Annotated in this window: 16 protein-coding genes and 1 riboswitch; of the genes, 13 read left to right on the top strand and 3 right to left on the bottom strand. The window is 60.7% G+C overall.

Features of this window, described 5'->3' with window-relative positions; all coding sequences use genetic code 11:
• Window positions 1–264 precede the first annotated feature (264 nt).
• Together GOX75_RS07915 and GOX75_RS07910 are read right to left on the bottom strand one after the other, a co-directional pair.
• Window positions 265–2,067 (bottom strand): AAA family ATPase, encoded by a 1,803-nt coding sequence (locus tag GOX75_RS07915; RefSeq protein ID WP_171122043.1) that lies wholly within the window; start codon window positions 2,065–2,067, stop codon window positions 265–267.
• Between the two features lie 6 nt (window positions 2,068–2,073).
• On the bottom strand, window positions 2,074–3,030 hold the full coding sequence (locus GOX75_RS07910) for an NAD(P)-dependent oxidoreductase (protein ID WP_171122042.1): 957 nt from the start codon (window positions 3,028–3,030) through the stop codon (window positions 2,074–2,076).
• A 138-nt stretch (window positions 3,031–3,168) separates the two neighbouring features.
• Window positions 3,169–3,378: riboswitch (cobalamin riboswitch) on the top strand.
• Between the two features lie 84 nt (window positions 3,379–3,462).
• Here GOX75_RS07910 and GOX75_RS07905 point away from each other — a divergent pair.
• The 7 genes from GOX75_RS07905 to cobJ are packed head-to-tail and all read left to right on the top strand — an operon-like array spanning window position 3,463 to window position 11,446.
• Window positions 3,463–3,852 carry a DUF1636 domain-containing protein gene (locus GOX75_RS07905; protein WP_171122041.1) on the top strand — a complete coding sequence of 130 codons (390 nt, stop codon included), beginning with the start codon at window positions 3,463–3,465 and terminating at the stop codon, window positions 3,850–3,852.
• Window positions 3,849–4,904 carry a cobalamin biosynthesis protein CobW gene (gene cobW / locus GOX75_RS07900; RefSeq protein WP_171122040.1) on the top strand — a complete coding sequence of 352 codons (1,056 nt, stop codon included), beginning with the start codon at window positions 3,849–3,851 and terminating at the stop codon, window positions 4,902–4,904. Before GOX75_RS07905 ends, cobW begins: the two co-directional genes overlap by 4 nt.
• Window positions 4,905–4,907: 3 nt before the next feature.
• A complete protein-coding gene (gene cobN / locus GOX75_RS07895) occupies window positions 4,908–8,201 on the top strand; it encodes a cobaltochelatase subunit CobN (protein WP_171122039.1) in 3,294 nt (1,097 codons plus the stop codon).
• Entirely contained in the window at window positions 8,198–9,319 is a 1,122-nt protein-coding gene (locus tag GOX75_RS07890) for a cobalamin biosynthesis protein CobG (protein ID WP_171122038.1), read from the top strand. Before cobN ends, GOX75_RS07890 begins: the two co-directional genes overlap by 4 nt.
• A complete protein-coding gene (locus GOX75_RS07885; RefSeq protein WP_171122037.1) occupies window positions 9,319–9,948 on the top strand; it encodes a precorrin-8X methylmutase in 630 nt (209 codons plus the stop codon). The genes GOX75_RS07890 and GOX75_RS07885 overlap by 1 nt, the downstream gene beginning before the upstream one ends.
• Entirely contained in the window at window positions 9,945–10,673 is a 729-nt protein-coding gene (locus GOX75_RS07880) for a precorrin-2 C(20)-methyltransferase (RefSeq protein WP_171122036.1), read from the top strand. Before GOX75_RS07885 ends, GOX75_RS07880 begins: the two co-directional genes overlap by 4 nt.
• Window positions 10,670–11,446: a precorrin-3B C(17)-methyltransferase gene (gene cobJ / locus GOX75_RS07875; protein WP_171122035.1), complete on the top strand. Its 777-nt coding sequence runs from the start codon at window positions 10,670–10,672 to the stop codon at window positions 11,444–11,446. The genes GOX75_RS07880 and cobJ overlap by 4 nt, the downstream gene beginning before the upstream one ends.
• On the opposite strand, the gene GOX75_RS07870 is transcribed toward cobJ, so the two are convergent.
• Window positions 11,437–12,168: a cobalt-precorrin-6A reductase gene (locus GOX75_RS07870; protein ID WP_171122034.1), complete on the bottom strand. Its 732-nt coding sequence runs from the start codon at window positions 12,166–12,168 to the stop codon at window positions 11,437–11,439. The two genes, cobJ and GOX75_RS07870, sit on opposite strands and share 10 nt — an antisense overlap.
• Here GOX75_RS07870 and cbiE point away from each other — a divergent pair.
• The 6 genes from cbiE to cobF are packed head-to-tail and all read left to right on the top strand — an operon-like array spanning window position 12,167 to window position 17,298.
• Complete coding sequence (cbiE, locus tag GOX75_RS07865) at window positions 12,167–13,366, top strand: precorrin-6y C5,15-methyltransferase (decarboxylating) subunit CbiE (protein ID WP_171122033.1); 1,200 nt, start codon at window positions 12,167–12,169, stop codon at window positions 13,364–13,366. The genes GOX75_RS07870 and cbiE overlap by 2 nt on opposite strands.
• Window positions 13,363–13,731, top strand: a complete 369-nt coding sequence (locus GOX75_RS07860) for a cobalamin biosynthesis protein (protein WP_171122032.1) — start codon at window positions 13,363–13,365, stop codon at window positions 13,729–13,731. The genes cbiE and GOX75_RS07860 overlap by 4 nt, the downstream gene beginning before the upstream one ends.
• Window positions 13,728–14,522 (top strand): precorrin-4 C(11)-methyltransferase, encoded by a 795-nt coding sequence (gene cobM / locus GOX75_RS07855; RefSeq protein ID WP_171122031.1) that lies wholly within the window; start codon window positions 13,728–13,730, stop codon window positions 14,520–14,522. The genes GOX75_RS07860 and cobM overlap by 4 nt, the downstream gene beginning before the upstream one ends.
• The gene (locus GOX75_RS07850) at window positions 14,509–15,831 is read left to right on the top strand and encodes a cobyrinate a,c-diamide synthase (protein WP_171122030.1); all 1,323 of its coding nucleotides are present in this window, start codon (window positions 14,509–14,511) and stop codon (window positions 15,829–15,831) included. The genes cobM and GOX75_RS07850 overlap by 14 nt, the downstream gene beginning before the upstream one ends.
• The gene (gene cobA, locus GOX75_RS07845; protein WP_171122029.1) at window positions 15,828–16,556 is read left to right on the top strand and encodes a uroporphyrinogen-III C-methyltransferase; all 729 of its coding nucleotides are present in this window, start codon (window positions 15,828–15,830) and stop codon (window positions 16,554–16,556) included. The genes GOX75_RS07850 and cobA overlap by 4 nt, the downstream gene beginning before the upstream one ends.
• Window positions 16,549–17,298, top strand: a complete 750-nt coding sequence (gene cobF, locus GOX75_RS07840) for a precorrin-6A synthase (deacetylating) (RefSeq protein WP_171122028.1) — start codon at window positions 16,549–16,551, stop codon at window positions 17,296–17,298. The genes cobA and cobF overlap by 8 nt, the downstream gene beginning before the upstream one ends.
• The last annotated feature ends 77 nt before the right edge of the window (window positions 17,299–17,375 follow it).

The raw sequence follows: 17,375 nt of genomic DNA, 5'->3' as shown, positions 1-17,375 counted from the left end.
GAATTTGGCTGCCTTAAGCCCGTCAAACGTTCCCCACGCGGGGCTTTCTTGTGCGTACAAGCGATAGGCCACGCTGTACACAATTTTATTAACACCGTCAAAAATACTGATTAAGCCATTGTAATTTATTATTAAACATAGGTGTAAGCGAATTGCAAATCCGTGTACACCGGTTCGATTCCGGTACTCGCCTCCAATACTTTCAATGACTTGCGCCATAGCTTTTCTCCACTTGCTCGATTTTTGAAACAACCGTTGAAACTTTCATGTTTCGGTCTTGTTCTGTTCATAGCGATTTCGGGCATCCTGCGCCCTTGCCGCCAACTCTCTTTGCCTGAATTGTCCTCCGTATTTCGTCAGCATTTCGACACCGGAGTGACCCGTGACAGCCTTAACCATCTCGTCGTCACAACCTGATTGATAAAGCTCGATTGTCGCGTTCTTGCGCAGCCCGTGCGTGACGTATTTCGATGCATCCGGGTGCTTCATTCCCGCCTTGATCTTGCGCATTTCTTCCGCAATCGTCCGGTAGCTTACTGGCCTGCCTTTCTCGTCAGTGATAACAGTCAGGCCCTTTTTTTCGACTGTGGTCAGGTATACTTTCAAACGATCCGTTAACGGCACCCACATGGGCTTGTCTGTCTTGCCCTGAGTGAAGTCGTAAGCGCCGTCTTTGATGTGGTTCCATCTGATCTTGAGGACGTCTCCTATGCGCTGCCCTGTGCCCACGCAAAGTTCATAGACCAGCCTGCCACGCGGCGTGGCCGCTTCCTCAAATTCTACGCGCACATCGTCGGGCCATGGCTCCCAACCATCGCTTTGCTGCTTAAAGAGTGGAATCCCTTTGGCCGGGTTGCCCTGCTCTTTCTTGAGATACCCTATCAACCGCGCGTGGTTCATCAGAACGACCATCACCTGCACCAGATAGTTTGCCTGACGCCAATGCTCAGCATTGGCGCGGTGCAATTCGTAGATGTGATGCGTCTCAATCCGGGCCGGATCCTTGTTCCCCCAGATTTTGCGAATGTGCTCGATGTACTTCCGATAGTCAGACTTGGTGCGCGGTTTAAGCTTCTTGTACGCGTCACTCTCAAAGTAGCTGAGCGCTAATGCTTCAACGGTCCGCTTTGATGGCGTTGGCTCCCTGCCCTTCAATAGCCGCTTGTAGTGATCCCAGAACTCAGGTGTGCCTGGTTCTTCCTTCATCATCACTGATTGACCGCGTGAGGTGGCTACCTTTGCTCCTCGGATGAAATCCAGCCGAAACGGTCGGTTGTCGGTTCGTTTCACGAACAGAGTTTCGCGTACAGGTCGACCGTGGGACAATTTGACCACCTGAATATCGGTGACCAAGTCCAAGTCCACGTCCGATTGTGAGATGCCATTCGACAGTGGGTCCTCGCTATCGACCTTTTTGCGAGGTCTCAGAACGAGCATCCCACGCGCATTGTCTCCGAATGCCGTACCACCTCGACCTGTGTGTGCGTCGGCGATACCAGTTCTTGCTGCAGATTGGCTGACGTGATGAATGACGCCCACGGCGCACTGGAACATATTTGAGATTTTACGACATGCCATCATGAGAGCTGCCTCGCCGTCATTCACGTATCGCTCGCCGGGGCCGAAATATACCGCCGGGTCAATCCAAATGAGCGATGGTTTTATGTCACGGTAGGTCATGATGAGGTGTTCGATAATTTCGGTCTCGCGCATGTTGTCGCTATCCATCTCGACAAAACGGTTCCCGACCACCCCTGACAAGTCCTCAACATAGAAGTTCGCGCAGATGTCCTTGCGTTCTTCCAAGGTGAACGGTTCGCGCTCCTGCTTCACTATTTGCTGAATGCGATGCGCGAACTCATCGGCTGTGTCCTCTTTCGTGATCATGACCACAGGACCAGGAAACAGAATGCTCTCTCCCCAGAGCGGTCGCCCAGTGATGACGTGCAATCCGATTTTGATGGCGGTGGTGGTTTTGGAGGCGCCCCCTGCCCCGACAAACCCGAACGGGGCCATTGGCAAGATATGTGGCACAAGAGCGCGCGGCGGCAAGGTGACGGACTTCATGAATAACTAAACGGCGTTGCGACCCTGAGGGACGACCTCGTACCCTGGCTCTTCGGGTTCATCGTCTTCCATCTCGGGCGGAAACCCTGGGGCGCTGACATCCAGCCCAGTCGCATCCTCCAGGCGCCGGATGATGTTCGGCGAAAGCTCCCGCTCTCCGTAACGTGCGATGGCGTCGTCAAAAATGCGGATCATCAGCGGGTTCATTTCAAGCGGAACACCGGCGCGGTCTGCCACCTCCTGAAACAGACCGATGTCCTTTTTCACAAGGTCCATTGTGAATGAGATATCCCGCGATCCGTTCAAAATGACCTGGCTTTCTGTCTCATGGACAAAGGATGTACCCGAAGAGATCTTGATGGCCTCATACGTGGTATTCAGGTCCATACCGGCCGCCTTGGCGGTAACCAATGCTTCGGCGCAAGTGATCAGATTCGCCGTGGCCAGATAGTTTGTCAGGACCTTCAGCACCGAGGCCGAGCCGAGATCACCGGTGTGCAGGATGCGCCGGCCCATTGTCGTCAGAAATGGCAGGATACGCTCAAAGGTATCCCGGTCACAGCCCGCAAAGATCGAGATGTTGCCCGTCGCAGCGCGGTGGCACCCGCCCGACACAGGGCAATCCACCGCTGCGCCCCCGCGCTCGATAACAAGGGCACCTAGCCGTTTGACCTCGGCCTCGTCGGTGGTAGACATCTCCATCCAGATCTTGCCGGTACGGACATTGGGCAGCATCTCTTGCATCACCGCATCCGACGCGGCGGGTGATGGCAGGCAGGTAATGACCGCATCGCAGTCGCGCATCAACTGCACAGGGTTTTCGGCGGCCTTTGCACCCCGCGCTACAAATTCAGCGACCAGATTGGGATTCAGATCATGTACGGTCAGGTCGATCCCGTTGCGAAGCAAGGATCCCGACAGTTTGCCACCCACATTGCCCAGCCCGATAAAGCCTACCTTCATGCGACATACCTCTCTTGTTTAGGGCATGGCAGCATGACGCTTGCCCCCAAGTCATGCCGCCCAGCGACGCTGTCAGGTCGCTTTTTCACTCTGGTAGCGCAGATATCTGCGAGTCGCTTGACAATCCCCTGCCGGGTGCCGCATGTCCGATCCGTTGGTGTCCATCTTAGGATGGATGAAAAGGGAATGTGTCAGCGGATCTTCCGTGAAACACAGCCGCCCCCGCGACCGTGACCGGAGAGGGTGCCCAAAGCCACTGGCCAAAAAGGTCGGGAAGGCGGGACATCTGACAGGGCTATGCCCCGATATCCGCAAGCCGGGAGACCTGCCAACGCCCGAAGATGTAACCGGACGGGGTGTTCCGGTGTCGGGTCCATGTCGCAACGCGTGGCCCGCATGAGACCCCGTCCCCCACAAAGAGGATTTGGGGGGATGAGAGACGTGACCGATACTGCACCAGTCGAGCTGCTGGTCTGCACCACCTGTCGCCGAGGACTGCCCGTCGAGGACGACGCGCAGCGGCCCGGCGCATTGCTGCACAAAGCCCTTGAACAGGCCACGCTGCCAGAGGGCGTTGTCCTGAAAGCCGTAGAATGCCTGTCGAATTGTGATCAGGGCTGTTCCATCGTTCTACGCGGTGGGCCCGAACGCTGGACGTTCGTGTATGAGCACCTGAATGAAAGCGACCATGTCGAAACCATCGTCGAAGGTGCGACCAAGTACCTTGCGACTGAAGACGGCTTAGTCAAATGGCGCGAACGCCCCGAACATTTCCGCAAAAACTGCGCGGCCCGCATTCCCCCGATTGGAGCCCAGAAATGAGCAACTTGGAAAAACTCCCCGTCACCGTGATCACCGGCTTTTTGGGCTCGGGCAAAACAACCTTGGTCAAGCACCTGATGCAGAACCCGCAGGGCAAACGTCTGGCCGTGGTGGTCAATGAGTTCGGCGATGTTGGCGTCGATGGCGACATCCTGAAATCCTGCGCGATCCCGGATTGCCCGGCAGAGAACATCATGGAACTGGCGAACGGCTGCATCTGCTGCACCGTGGCCGACGACTTCATCCCGACCATCGAAGCTCTGATGGCGCTGGAGCCGCGTCCCGATCACATCCTGATCGAAACCTCTGGCCTCGCCCTGCCCAAGCCGCTGCTGAAGGCGTTCGACTGGCCCGATATCCGTTCGAAAATCACCGTCGATGGCGTGATCGCGCTGGCCGATGCCGAGGCTGTGGCTGCCGGTCGCTTTGCGCCGAATGTCGAGGCCGTGGACGCTCAGCGTCTGGCCGATGACTCGATCGACCATGAAACGCCCCTGTCCGAGGTGTTTGAGGATCAGATTTCCTGCGCCGACATCATCCTGCTGACCAAGCCCGATCTGGCCGGTCCCGAAGGCGTCGCCAAAGCGCGCGAGATCATCGCCGCCGAGGCCCCGCGCCCTCTGCCCGTGGTTGAGGTTGCCGAAGGTGTCGTCGACGTGCGCGTCGTGCTGGGCCTTGAAGCCGCCGCCGAGGATGACATGGATGCGCGCCCCAGCCATCATGACGGTCACGACGACCACGAACATGACGATTTCGAAAGCATCATCGTCGAACTGCCGGAACAGTCCGACCCGGCCGATCTGGTGGCCAAGATCGAACGTCTGGCGTCTGAACTGAACATACTGCGCGTCAAAGGCTATGCCGCCGTTCAAGGCAAACCGATGCGCCTGCTGGTGCAGGCCGTGGGCGCGCGCGTGCGTCATCAGTATGATCGCCTTTGGGAACCGGATGAGGCGCGCCGCTCGCGGTTGGTCATCATCGCCGAGCATGACGATATAAAGGAAGCGGAAATCCGTGATATCCTTGTGGGTGTGAAAGAGGCCGCCGAGTAAATCATGCACGTCGTCTTCCGCGAAAGCCACGGGCTCGAGGAATCCGAGACCCCGACCGATCTGGGCCAAAGCCCGGCGGATTTGGTGGCGCTGTCTTTTTCCGACAGTGACCTAGGCGCATTCGCGGCGGGCTGGCATCGCGGTGGCGGGCCCGAGGGGCGGATGCCGACCCTGCGGCTGGCCAATCTGACGGCGCTGAAACATCCTCTGTCCGTTGACACCTATGTGGAGCAGACGTTGGAGGGTGCCAAGGGTATCCTGATCCGCCTGATTGGCGGGGTGCCCTATTGGGCCTATGGCTTGCAACAGGTTCTGGCGCTGGCGCAGGCCAAAGGAATTGCTGTGGCCGTGCTGCCCGCCGATGGGCGCGAGGATACGCGGCTGGATGACTATTCCACCCTGCCCGTGTCAACCCTGCGGCGCTTGGCACATCTGTGCGACACGGGGGGCGAGGTCGCAGCACAAGCCGCTTTGGCGCAGATGGCGCTGGCAGCGGGGTTGTATGCGGGTCCGGTGATGGGGGCCAAGACCATCCCCGACTGCGGTGTTTGGTGCCCGGATCGCGGCGTGATCCCGGCAGAACAGGCGTTTTCCGGCCATGCGAAACGCGTTGTGGTCAGTTTCTACCGCGCCTATCTCACATCCGCAGACACCGCCCCCGTGGCGGCCCTGATCCGCAGCCTGCGCGCGCGCGGGTTTCAGGCTGTGGGCCTGTTCGCCCCCTCGTTGAAAGCCCCCGCCGCCGCCGACTGGCTGCGCGACACCATCGTATCGCTTTCTCCGTCGGCGATCCTCAACGCCACGTCTTTCTCGGGAAAGGGCGCCTCTGGTACCTCGCCCTTGGACGCAGCGAATGTCCCCGTGTTTCAGGTCGCGCTGGCCACCTCGCGCCGCAAAGCCTGGGCCGAGGCGGAACGAGGTCTGTCCCCCGCCGACCTTGCCATGCATGTCGTTCTGCCCGAGGTGGACGGGCGGATCAACGCAGGCATCGCCTCGTTCAAGGAACCGGGCAAGCGTGATCCGCATCTGGAATATTCCCGCTTTGCCCACCGGGCCGAGGAGGAACGGATCGAAGCTATCCTTGACCGCGTCACCGGCTGGCTGAATCTGCAGGACAAACCCAAATCCGATCGGTTGCCTGCGCTGGTGTTGTCCACCTATCCCGGCAAGGACTGGCAGATGGCCCATGCGGTTGGTCTGGACGCGCTGGCCTCGGCCGAGGCGATGCTGCGTGACCTTCGGGCCGAGGGCTACGATACCGCGCCCGCCGAACCAATTGCCGATACGCTTCTGGACGCGCGCATTTCATGGCCACTGACTAAGTATCAAACCGCACTGGCGGACCTGCCCGAACAACTGCGCACCGACCTGCAAACGGTCTGGGGCGCGCCCGAGGATGATCCCGCCTGCACTGACGGCGCATTCCACTTCACCGCCCTGCGCCGGGGCAAAGCTCTGGTCGCGCTGCAACCCGAACGCGGCACGCCGGAACTGCGCGATGACGACTACCACGATCTGTCGCGCACCCCGCGCCACAGCTATGTCGCCTTCTATCTGTGGCTGCGCAAATGCCAGCGCGCCGATGCGCTGATCCATATCGGTGCGCATGGCACATTGGAATGGTTGCCGGGTAAATCCGTCGCCCTGTCCGCTGCTTGCTGGCCCGAAGCACTGATCCGCGATCTGCCCGTGATCTACCCCTTCATCGTCAATGACCCCGGCGAGGCCGCGCAGGCCAAACGCCGGATCGGCGCGGTTACGCTGGGCCACATCCCACCCGCGCTGAAGGAAAGCGGCACGCCGGATCGGATGGTGCGGCTGGAATCCCTGTTGGACGAATTCTCGAATGCCGACGGTCTGGACCCCAAGCGCCGTGACCGGCTGCAAGAGGATATCCGGGATGAGGCGCGGGCCATCGGGTTGGAAAGCGATCTAGGGTTGGATCAGGCCACCTGCACCGCCGAGGCAATCACCCGCATCGACCGCTTTGTCTGCGACATCAAGGAAAGCCAGTTTGGCGACGGTCTGCACATCTTCGGCCGCGTGCCAGAAATCACTGGCGGTTTCGATCCCGCGCCCTCGGCCCAATCTGAACGAAGCGCTCTGATCGACGCGCTGGCCGGAAAGCGGATCGAAGCTGGGCCGTCCGGTTCGCCTTATCGCGGGCGCTCGGACGTGCTGCCTACGGGCCGTAACCTCTATACCACCGACCCGCGTTCGGTCCCGACCCGCGCGGCTTATGCGCAGGGCGTCAAACTGGCCGAGGAGCTTGTGCGGCGACATTTGCAAGAGGAAGGCGATTACCCAAAAGGCCTAATCGTTGACCTTTGGGGGTCGGCCACCATGCGCACGGCGGGTGAGGAATTTGCCATGGCGCTGCATCTGCTGGGCGTCAAACCAGTCTGGGACAAGAGGTCTGAGCGGGTTTCGGGGATTGAGGTTCTGCCGATCACCGACCTCAGCCGTCCGCGTCTGGATGTGACGCTGCGGGTCTCGGGCCTGTTCCGCGACGTGTTCCCGACTCTTTCGGCGCTGTACGGTCAGGCGGTGCGGGCGTTGTCGGCGCGGGACGAGGCCGCTGACTGGAACCCTTATTCTGGTCACGAACCCGCCGCCCGCGTCTATGGCCCCGCGCCTGGCAGCTATGGCGTGAACATGACGCAATTGTCGGAAATTTACACCGACGAAGCGCGCGCGCAGGCGGGCGAGGCATGGCTGGACGCCAGTTCCTACGCGCTGGAAGGCGAGCATATTGCGCAAGACAAGGACGGCATCACCCAGCGCGTCGCCAAAGCTGACAGCTTTGTTCACCTACAGGACCTGACGGAAACCGACCTGCTGCTGGCCAATGACTACGCCACGCACGAGGCCGGGTTCGCCGCCGCCAAGAAGATTACCGGCGGCACGGCGCAGCTCTATCATCTGGACAATACCAACCCCGACACCCCCCGAGCGCGGACCCTGCCCGAGGAAATCAGCCGCGTCGTCCATGCCCGCGCCGCCAATCCGGGCTGGATCGCCGGGATGCAACGCCACGGATTCCGGGGCGCGGCCGAGATCGCCGCGACACTGGATCACATGGCCTCATTCGCGCATCTATCGGGCACCGTCGCACCGCATCTGTTCGACCTCTACCACGATGCCACGCTGGGCAACGAAGACGTCGACGCCTTTCTGGCCGAGGCCAACCCCAAGGCGCATCAGGCCATGCAGGACCGGTTCCGCGCCTTAATGGAGGCCGGGCTTTGGAACACGCGGCGAAACTCGATCCGCGCCGATCTGGAGGGGCTGCGATGAGCGCGCCCATCGTCCAGGGCTGGTGCCCCGGCGCGCATCGACCGATGATGTCGGGCGATGGGCTGGTGGTACGGGTGCGGCCTCGGCTGGCCCGTCTGGATGCCACGCAGGCCATGGGCCTGTGTGATCTGGCCGAGCGTTTCGGCAATGGCACCATCGACCTGACCAACCGCGCTAACCTGCAGCTGCGGGGCGTGGCCGAGGCGGATCATCAATCCCTGCTGGCCGAACTGGCCGCGCTGAACCTGCTGGACGCCGAGCCGGGGATCGAGGTGCGCCGCAACATTCTGGTCTCGCCCCTATATCAAGCTGGCGACATGACCGCCCGGCTGACACAGGAACTGATTGACCGGTTGGCGGAATTGCCCGCCCTGCCCGCCAAATTCGGCTTTGCCATCGACACCGGACCTGAGCGCCTGCTGGCAGGTGATTCCGCTGATATCCGGTTGGAAATCGGTCCGGAAGGCATGATCCTGCGCGCCGATGGGGCCGAGACCGGGCGTCTGATCCAAGACACCGAAGCCATCGACCATCTGATCGCCCTAGCCGCATGGTTCTCCCAAACCTACTCGCCCGAAAGCAGGCGCATGGCCCGCGTGGTCTCGAACTTGCCGCCGGAGTGGCAAGGGTCAACACCGGGCCCAGTGGGCACCCCGCTGCAACCCGGGCCCTGCGATCAGGGGACGCTCTATGGTGCAGCCTTTGGGCAACTGCCTGCACGCGCCCTGAAACACCTGATCGCGCACAGCGGGGCCCAAGCTCTGCGTGTCACCCCATGGCGTCTGGTCCTGCTGGAAGGCGGGGCGGCGATACCCGCTCCAGCCTTTGTCACGGACGGCACCGATCCGTTGATGACCACCGACGCGTGCCCCGGCGCGCCATTCTGCCCGCAAGCGCAAGTGGAAACCCGTGATATCGCCCGCGCTTTGGCAGCGCGCGTACCGGGCAACCTGCATGTCTCGGGCTGTTCCAAGGGATGCGCGCGGATGGGCCCTGCCGATGTGACTCTGATCGGGAATGCTGGGCGTTTTGATCTTGTAAATCTAGGCCGAGCGGGGGATGAGCCCTGCCAGACCGGCCTGACCGAAGAAACACTGTTGAATATGGATTTCACCTGATGCCTTACACTTACGAAACCGATGGCGCGGCGATCTACAAGGAAAGCTTTGCCACCATCCGGTCCGAGGCCGATCTTGCACGTTTTGACAACGATGAAGAGCAGGTCGCCGTTCGCATGATTCACGCAGCAGGCATGGTGGGGCTGGAAGAGTTCGTGCATTTCTCGCCCGGTTTTGTCGCCAGCGCACGCGCTACACTGGAGGCTGGCGCACCGATCCTGTGTGATGCGCGCATGGTCAGCGAAGGCGTGACCCGGTTCCGCCTGCCTGCCGACAACGACGTGATCTGCACCCTACACGACGAACGTGTGCGCCCGCTGGCCGCCGAGATGAGCAACACACGATCCGCCGCCGCGCTGGAGCTGTGGCGCCCGCATTTGGAAGGCGCTCTGGTCGCCATTGGCAACGCACCCACCGCGCTGTTCCACCTGCTGAACATGCTAGAAGACCCCAATTGTCCTCGCCCAGCCGCTATCATTGGCTGTCCCGTGGGCTTTGTCGGTGCGGTTGAATCCAAGGACGCCCTGTGGGAGGCGCAACCCGTCGCCTCGTGCATCGTTAAGGGGCGTCTGGGCGGCAGCGCCATCACCGTCGCCGCCGTTAACGCCATCGCGAGCCGCGCCGAATGACAGCGGGCAAAATATACGGCGTTGGCCTTGGCCCCGGCGACCCGGACTTGATGAGCGTCCGAGCCGACCGCCTGCTGCGCAACGCGCGACATGTGGCGTTTTTCCGCAAGCCCGGTCGCAGCGGGCAGGCACGCAAGATCGTCAACGGGATGATCCCAGAAAACGCCGTGGAATTTCCGATGGAATACCCGGTAACGACCGAAATCCCCTTAAGTGATCCGCGCTATAACGAAATGCTGTCGGCCTTCTATGAAGGCTGCGCCGCGCATTTGAAATCCTTGACGGAACAAGGCGAGGATGTCGTGGTTCTGTGTGAAGGAGATCCTTTTTTCTATGGATCTTTCATGCATCTTTACAACCGCTTGCGAACCAAAGCTGACGTGGAAGTCGTGCCCGCAATTACCGGAATGTCCGGCGCGTGGACGGCCACGGGTGACCCGATCACATGGGGCGACGACGTATTGACCGTGTTGGTTGGCACGCTGCCCGAAGACGATCTGGCGCAGCGCATGGCGCATACCGATGCTTTGGTGGTCATGAAGATCGGTCGCAACATTGACAAGGTTAAGCGGGCGCTCAGGACGGCAGGAATGTATGACAGGGCTTGGATCGTCGAATTTGCGCAGATGCCCAACCAGAAAGTGATGAAATTGTCCGAAGCTGAGGACAAGGTCACGCCTTACTTCTCGATCATCATTGTACACGGACAAGGGCGGCGACCATGAGCGGCTGGGTCAAAATTGCTGGACTCGGCCCCGGCAACGAAGGACTTGTGACACCCGAAGTTACGGCAGCACTGGATGAGGCGACGGATGTTGTCGGCTACATCCCCTATGTCGCGCGCGTCGCCGAACGCGCCGGCCTGACCCTGCACGCCAGTGACAACCGGGTCGAGATCGACCGCTCGCAGCATGCGTTGCAATTGGCAGCGGAAGGTAAGCGCGTGGTCGTGGTATCCTCGGGCGATCCCGGCGTTTTCGCGATGGCAGCCGCAGTGTTTGAAGCGTTGGAGAATGGGCCGGAGGAATGGTGCAATCTCCAGATAGACGTTCTACCCGGGATCACAGCGATGCTAGCGGCTGCGGCGCGGGCGGGCGCACCGCTGGGTCATGACTTTTGCACGATCAACCTGAGCGACAACCTAAAACCGTGGTGGCTGATTGAAAAACGTCTGCGTCTGGCTGCACAGGCGGATTTCTCGATGGCGTTTTACAATCCACGCTCAAAGTCTCGTCCCGAAGGCTTTGTAAAAACGCTGGAAATTCTGCGTGACGAATGCGAACCCGAACGGTTAATTCTGTTTGCCCGCGCCGTATCCCGCGCAGATGAGGCGATCCGAGTTTCGACTTTGGCCGAAGCAACGCCGGACATGGCCGATATGCAAACCGTCGTTCTGGTCGGTTCCTCGCGAACACGCCTGATCGAGCGGGACGGAACACCCATCATCTACACGCCGCGCTTTACCCCGGACGAGGATCAGGCCGAGGTTCAGGAATGATCCAACCAGTCCAGAACCTGAGCAACGCTCGTCAGTTCTGTTCTTTGCGGCAGGACCGGCCGGCCGATCATCAAGACCGGCAAACCCAAAGATCGGGCCGCGTCCAGTTTGGCGCGTGCCCCGGTTCCGCCAGCATTCTTAGAGACAACCATCTCAATCCCGTGCCTCTGCATCAGCGCGCGGTCGTCCGCTTCGTCGAAAGGCCCGCGATCCACGACAATCTCGCAGTTCGGCAGGGGCAGCGCGCCGGGCGCGTCCACCAGCCGCAACAGATAATGATGCTGGGGTTGTGCGGCAAAGTCCTTAAGGTGCATACGTCCAACCGCCAGGAAAATGCGGCGAGGGTCGCCAGACAACGCTGCAACCGCCGCCGCAATGTCCGGAACGTGGCGCCAATCGTCACCGGCTTGGGCTGCCCAGGGGGGACGGGTCAGCGCAGCGAGCTTAGTTTGTGCAACCGCGCTGGCCTCAATCGCGTTTCGGCTCATCTGGGTGGCAAACGGGTGGGTTGCATCGACAATGTGGGTTATTTCGTTGTCATGAATGTAAGCAACCAGCCCATCAACGCCGCCAAAACCGCCAACCCGCACCGGCAAGGGTTGCGGACGCGGCTTGTCCACGCGGCCAGCATAGGAATAGATCGCGGGCATCCCCAGATCCGCTGTGGCTTGAGCCAATGCATTCGCTTCGGTTGTACCACCAAGAATCAGGAGGTTAGGCATGTCTGATACTCCGTGGTTGACCGTTTTGGGCTTGGGTGAAGATGGACTGGATGGCCTTTCGCCTGCAATCCGTCAAGTGCTGGAACAGGCCGAAGTTATCATGGGCCCACCACGCCATCTTGCATTGATACCCCAAGGCAAGGCCGAACGGATCGAATGGCCTGTCCCATTTTCCGACGGCCTGCCTATCCTGAGCGGTTTGAGGGGGCGCAAGACCGTGGTTTTGGCCTCGGGCGATCCCTTCTGGTTCGGCGCAGGCTCGGTGATTGCCCGCAATTTTGAGGCCGGTGAGTGGACGGCTCTGCCCGGGCTATCGACGTTTTCACTGGCCGCCGCGCGCTTGGGTTGGCCGCTGGAAGGGACTCAGACCTTCGGCTTGCACGCCGCGCCCCTGACGCGATTGCGCCCCCATTTGGCAGCGGGGCTTCGTGCGATACTTCTGCTGCGCAACGGGGCTGCGGTCGCAGAGCTGGCGCAGTATCTGACCGAAACCGGATTTGCCGACACCCAGTTTCACGTGATGGAGGCTTTGCGTGGCCCCCGAGAGCGATCCCACAGCTTGACTCTGACCGAAGCCTTGCAAGGCGGTTTCGACCACCCCGTTTGCGTTGCACTGGACGTGGCGGGACACGGCAACGCCATTCCCAAGGCCTCTGGCAAACCCGATGAGATTTTTGAAACCGACGGCCAAATTACAAAACGGCCCATTCGCGCATTGACCCTGTCTGCCCTCGCCCCTCAGAGAGGGGAGCACCTTTGGGATATCGGAGGCGGCACTGGCTCGATCGGTATCGAATGGCTGATGTGTGATCCGACGCTAAGCGCCACCACCATCGAACCGCGCAAGGACCGCGCTGACCGCATTCGGCGCAACGCGGACGCGTTGGGGCAAGACCGGCTGGAGGTAGTGCATGGCACTGCACCTGAAGCCTTGGCCGCGCTCCCAAAGCCCGACGCTGTTTTCATCGGTGGCGGCCTGAGCACCGCCCTTCTGGAATGGATCAGTGAAACACTGCCGGCAGGGACGCGGTTGGTGGCAAACGCCGTGACATTGGAAAGCGAGGCAATGCTGACCCAATGGCACGAGAAGCTGGGCGGTGAGTTGTTGCGGATTGAATTGGCGCAGGCTTCGGCTTTGGGCCCTCGCCGCGGGTGGAAGTCATCCTACCCGGTCGTCCAGTGGAGCGTGACGCTATGATTGTCGCGGGCCTTGGTTTTTCGTCATCTGCGACGGTTGAAAGCCTGCGGGCTGCCTATGAAGCGGCAACGATAGGTCACGACGTTTCAGCCTTGGCGACGGCCAGCGACAAAAAGGGGCATCCGGCCTTAGCGGCCTTTGCGGACGCACTGGCCCTGCCCTTGCGCTATGTGGCGGCCGGTGAACTGGCCGGACAACGCACCCTGACATGCTCGAACCGCAGCCGTGCCACATATGGCACTGGCAGCGTATCCGAAGCATCCGCCCTTGCGGCCGCCGGGCCTCAGGCCCGGTTGCTTTCCCCCAGACACATATCGGACGACCGGCTGGCCACCTGCGCCATAGCCATCGGAGGACAATCATGACCGTTCATTTCATCGGTGCCGGACCCGGTGCCGCCGACCTGCTGACCCTGCGCGGACGCGATATCATCGCGTCCTGCCCAGTGTGCCTGTACGCGGGCTCGCTGGTGCCCGAGGAAATCCTTGGCCACTGCCCCGAAGGGGCGCAAATCATCAATACTGCCCCCATGGATCTGGATCAGATCATGGCCGAGATCGAGGCTGCGCACAAAGCAGGCCACGACGTTGCGCGCCTGCATTCCGGCGACCTGTCGGTCTGGTCGGCCATGGGCGAGCAAATTCGCAGGCTGAAAGAGATGGGGATCCCCGTCAGCGTCACGCCGGGCGTGCCCTCGTTCGCGGCGGCAGCGGCAGCGCTGGGGACCGAACTGACGCTGCCCGGGCTTGCGCAATCAGTGGTTCTGACCCGGACACCGGGCCGTGCGTCCTCGATGCCCGAAGGCGAGACTCTGGAAAACTTTGCCCGCACAGGCGCAACGCTGGCCATTCATCTGTCGATCGGCAATCTGGACAAGGTGATCGCCGACCTGACCCCGGCCTACGGTGCAGATTGCCCCGTCGCCGTTGTTTATCGCGCAAGCTGGCCGGATGAACGCATCATCCGCGCGACGCTGGAAACGCTGAAAGATGCGCTGGACGAAAGTATCTCGCGCACGGCGCTGATCTTGGTTGGCCCCTCATTGGCAGGTGAAGGGTTTGACGAAAGCTGCCTGTATTCAAAGGATTACGACCGCCGCTATCGCCCGCAAAGCGCGGATAGCCTGTGGTCAAGCTGGAGCCATGGCGATGACTAACCCTCCGGGCCTGTTGATCTCCGCACCGTCTTCGGGGACTGGGAAAACGACAGTCATGCTGGGGCTTCTAAGGGCGCTGGCCGAAGATGGGCTGACGGTGCAGCCGTTCAAAAGCGGGCCGGATTATATCGACCCGGCCTTCCACAGGGCGGCTGCCGGGCGCGCCTCGTTCAATCTTGATAGCTGGGCGATGGGAGAGCCGCTTTTGACAGCTATTTCCGCGCAAGCTGAGGGCGCGGATATCGTCGTCGCCGAAGGGTCGATGGGCCTGTTCGACGGTGTTGCCAAACCAGGCGAGCTTGGGCACGGTTCAAGCGCGGAAACCGCGCAGCGGATGGGTTGGCCCGTCGTGTTGGTGCTGGATGTCGGAGGGCAGGCTCAATCAGCCGCTGCAACCGCGCTGGGATTTCGGATGTATAATCCCGATCTTCCCTTTGCAGGCGTAATCCTGAACCGATGCGCCAGCCCACGTCACGAACGTTTGACGCGGCTGGGCATGGAGCGCGCCGGATTGCCTGTTCTGGGCGTTTTGCCGCGCCGGGGCGACCTGACGCTTCCTGAACGGCATCTGGGCCTAATTCAGGCTGTTGAACATCCTGACCTTGAAAGCGCAATCGTCGGATATGCCGCGTTCCTTCGGGAACACGTGAATCTTGAGGCCATCAAGAATGCGGCTTCCTCAGGCCCCAAGAGGCCATCGTCATCCGCGCTGCCGCGGCCTCCTGCGCAGCGGATCGCGCTGGCACGGGACGCGGCGTTTTCTTTTACCTATCCGCACTTGCTGGAAGGGTGGCGCGCCGCCGGGGCGGAAATTCTGCCCTTTTCACCACTTGCGGACGAACCGCCCGCACCCGACGCGGATCTGGTCTGGTTGCCGGGCGGTTATCCCGAGCTTCACGCGGGCACACTGGCCGCTGCTGCAACATTTCTGTCCGGCCTGCGTAAACACGCGGAAACCAAGCCCGTTCACGGTGAATGCGGAGGTTACATGGCCTTGGGAGAAGCCCTTATCGACAAGGATGGCACCCGGCATCAGATGGCAGGGTTGCTGGGACTGGTCACGTCCTATGAGAAACGCAAGTTCAACCTTGGGTACCGCCGGGCAGAACTGTTGGCCCCAATGCCCGGCTATGACGCCAAGACACCGCTGAGGGGGCATGAGTTCCATTATTCATCCATTCTCGAGCAGCCAGATGCGCCATTGGCACGCGTATTCGACGCTGAAGGGGCTGAAGGACCGCAAACCGGGTCGGTACGCGGCAACGTAACCGGCACGTTCTTTCACCTGATCGCGGAAGCCTCGGCATGAGCGGGTTTGTCTCATTCATAGGCTCGGGGCCCGGTGATCCGGAACTGTTGACGCTGAAGGCTGTGGACAGAATGCAAAAGGCTGACGCCGTGCTGTTTGACGATCTCAGCAGCGGTCCGATCCTGTCTCATGCGCGGGACGACGCCGATCTGGTGGGTGTCGGCAAACGGGCCGGACGTCCGTCGCCCAAACAGGATCACGTCAGCCGATTGCTGGTCGACTACGCAAATACCGGTGCGCGTGTGGTGCGATTGAAATCGGGCGATGGAGGCTTATTCGGACGGCTCGAGGAAGAGCTTGTCGCCCTGCGAGAAGCCGGCATCGAGTACGAAATCATACCCGGAATTCCATCGGCTGTTGCCGCTGCGGCGGCGGCCGGTATCCCTCTGACCCGGCGACTGACCGCCCGGCGTGTGCAATTTGTGACGGGCCACGATGTCAGCGGAAAACTTCCTGACAATCTGAACCTGCCCGCATTGGCCGACCCAGACGCAACCACTGTTGTTTTCATGGGCAAGCGAACTTTTCCCCTTCTGGTCAAAGCGTTGCACGATCATGGCTTACCATTGGAAACCCCTGCTTTGATGGCTGAATCCGTATCTACACCCGACCAAAAATTGCACCGATCATCGGTCGGCGCACTGTCCGAGAAGTTAGCGGCAGAAATCGGCACAGCCCCAGCTCTGATCCTTTATGGTCCGTTGGCAGAGTTTGACGATGTTTGACCTAACCCTGATCGGCATCGGCTCGGGTAACCCGGACCACGTGACCTTTCAAGGCGCGCAGGCCATTCGGGCGGCTGACTTGATCCTGATTCCGAAAAAAGGCGAGAACAAAGCCGATCTTGCCGGGCTGCGCGAAGAAATCATCAATGCAGTAACGGACACACCGCCGCAAATCGCGTATTTTGACATCCCCGAACGCCGCTCGGAAGACGGGTATCTACAGGGCGTCGACGAGTGGCATGACGCTATCGCCCAGCGCTGGCGCGATGCGATTTCCGCCCATCCTGGCGCGCGCCACGTTGCGTTGCTGATTTGGGGTGACCCGTCATTATATGACAGCTCTCTCAGGATCGCGTCACGGCTGAACCCTTACCCCGAGACCCGTGTCATACCGGGCATTACTGCTTTGCAGGCCCTTACTGCGGCTCATGCCATCCCGATCAACAACCTTGGTGCGCCATATGTTGTCACAACCGGACGGCGCATTCGGGATGAAGGATGGCCACAGGATGCGTCGACAGTCGCGGTTATGCTGGACGGGGAATGCTCATTCCAGCACCTGTCGATGGCGGATTATGACATCTGGTGGGGCGCTTACGTCGGCATGACCGAGGAAATCCTGATCAAAGGGGCTTTGGCAAAGGTCGCCCAGCAGATTGTGGACACACGCGCCACCGCCCGGGCGGATCACGGCTGGATCATGGACGTCTATTTGTTGAAAAAGCGCGAAGACCAAGGCTAGTCCCCAGTCTTGGTTCTTACCTACAATGCTGTGATCCCTTAGGTTCCGAACTGTTAATCCGTTTGGAATGCGCGCAG

This window comes from Ruegeria sp. HKCCD7251 (assembly GCF_013031165.1).
Classification (GTDB): Bacteria; Pseudomonadota; Alphaproteobacteria; order Rhodobacterales; family Rhodobacteraceae; genus Ruegeria.
Note: the sequence above shows the minus strand (reverse complement) of the source record. Positions and strands in the feature narration are given on the sequence as shown.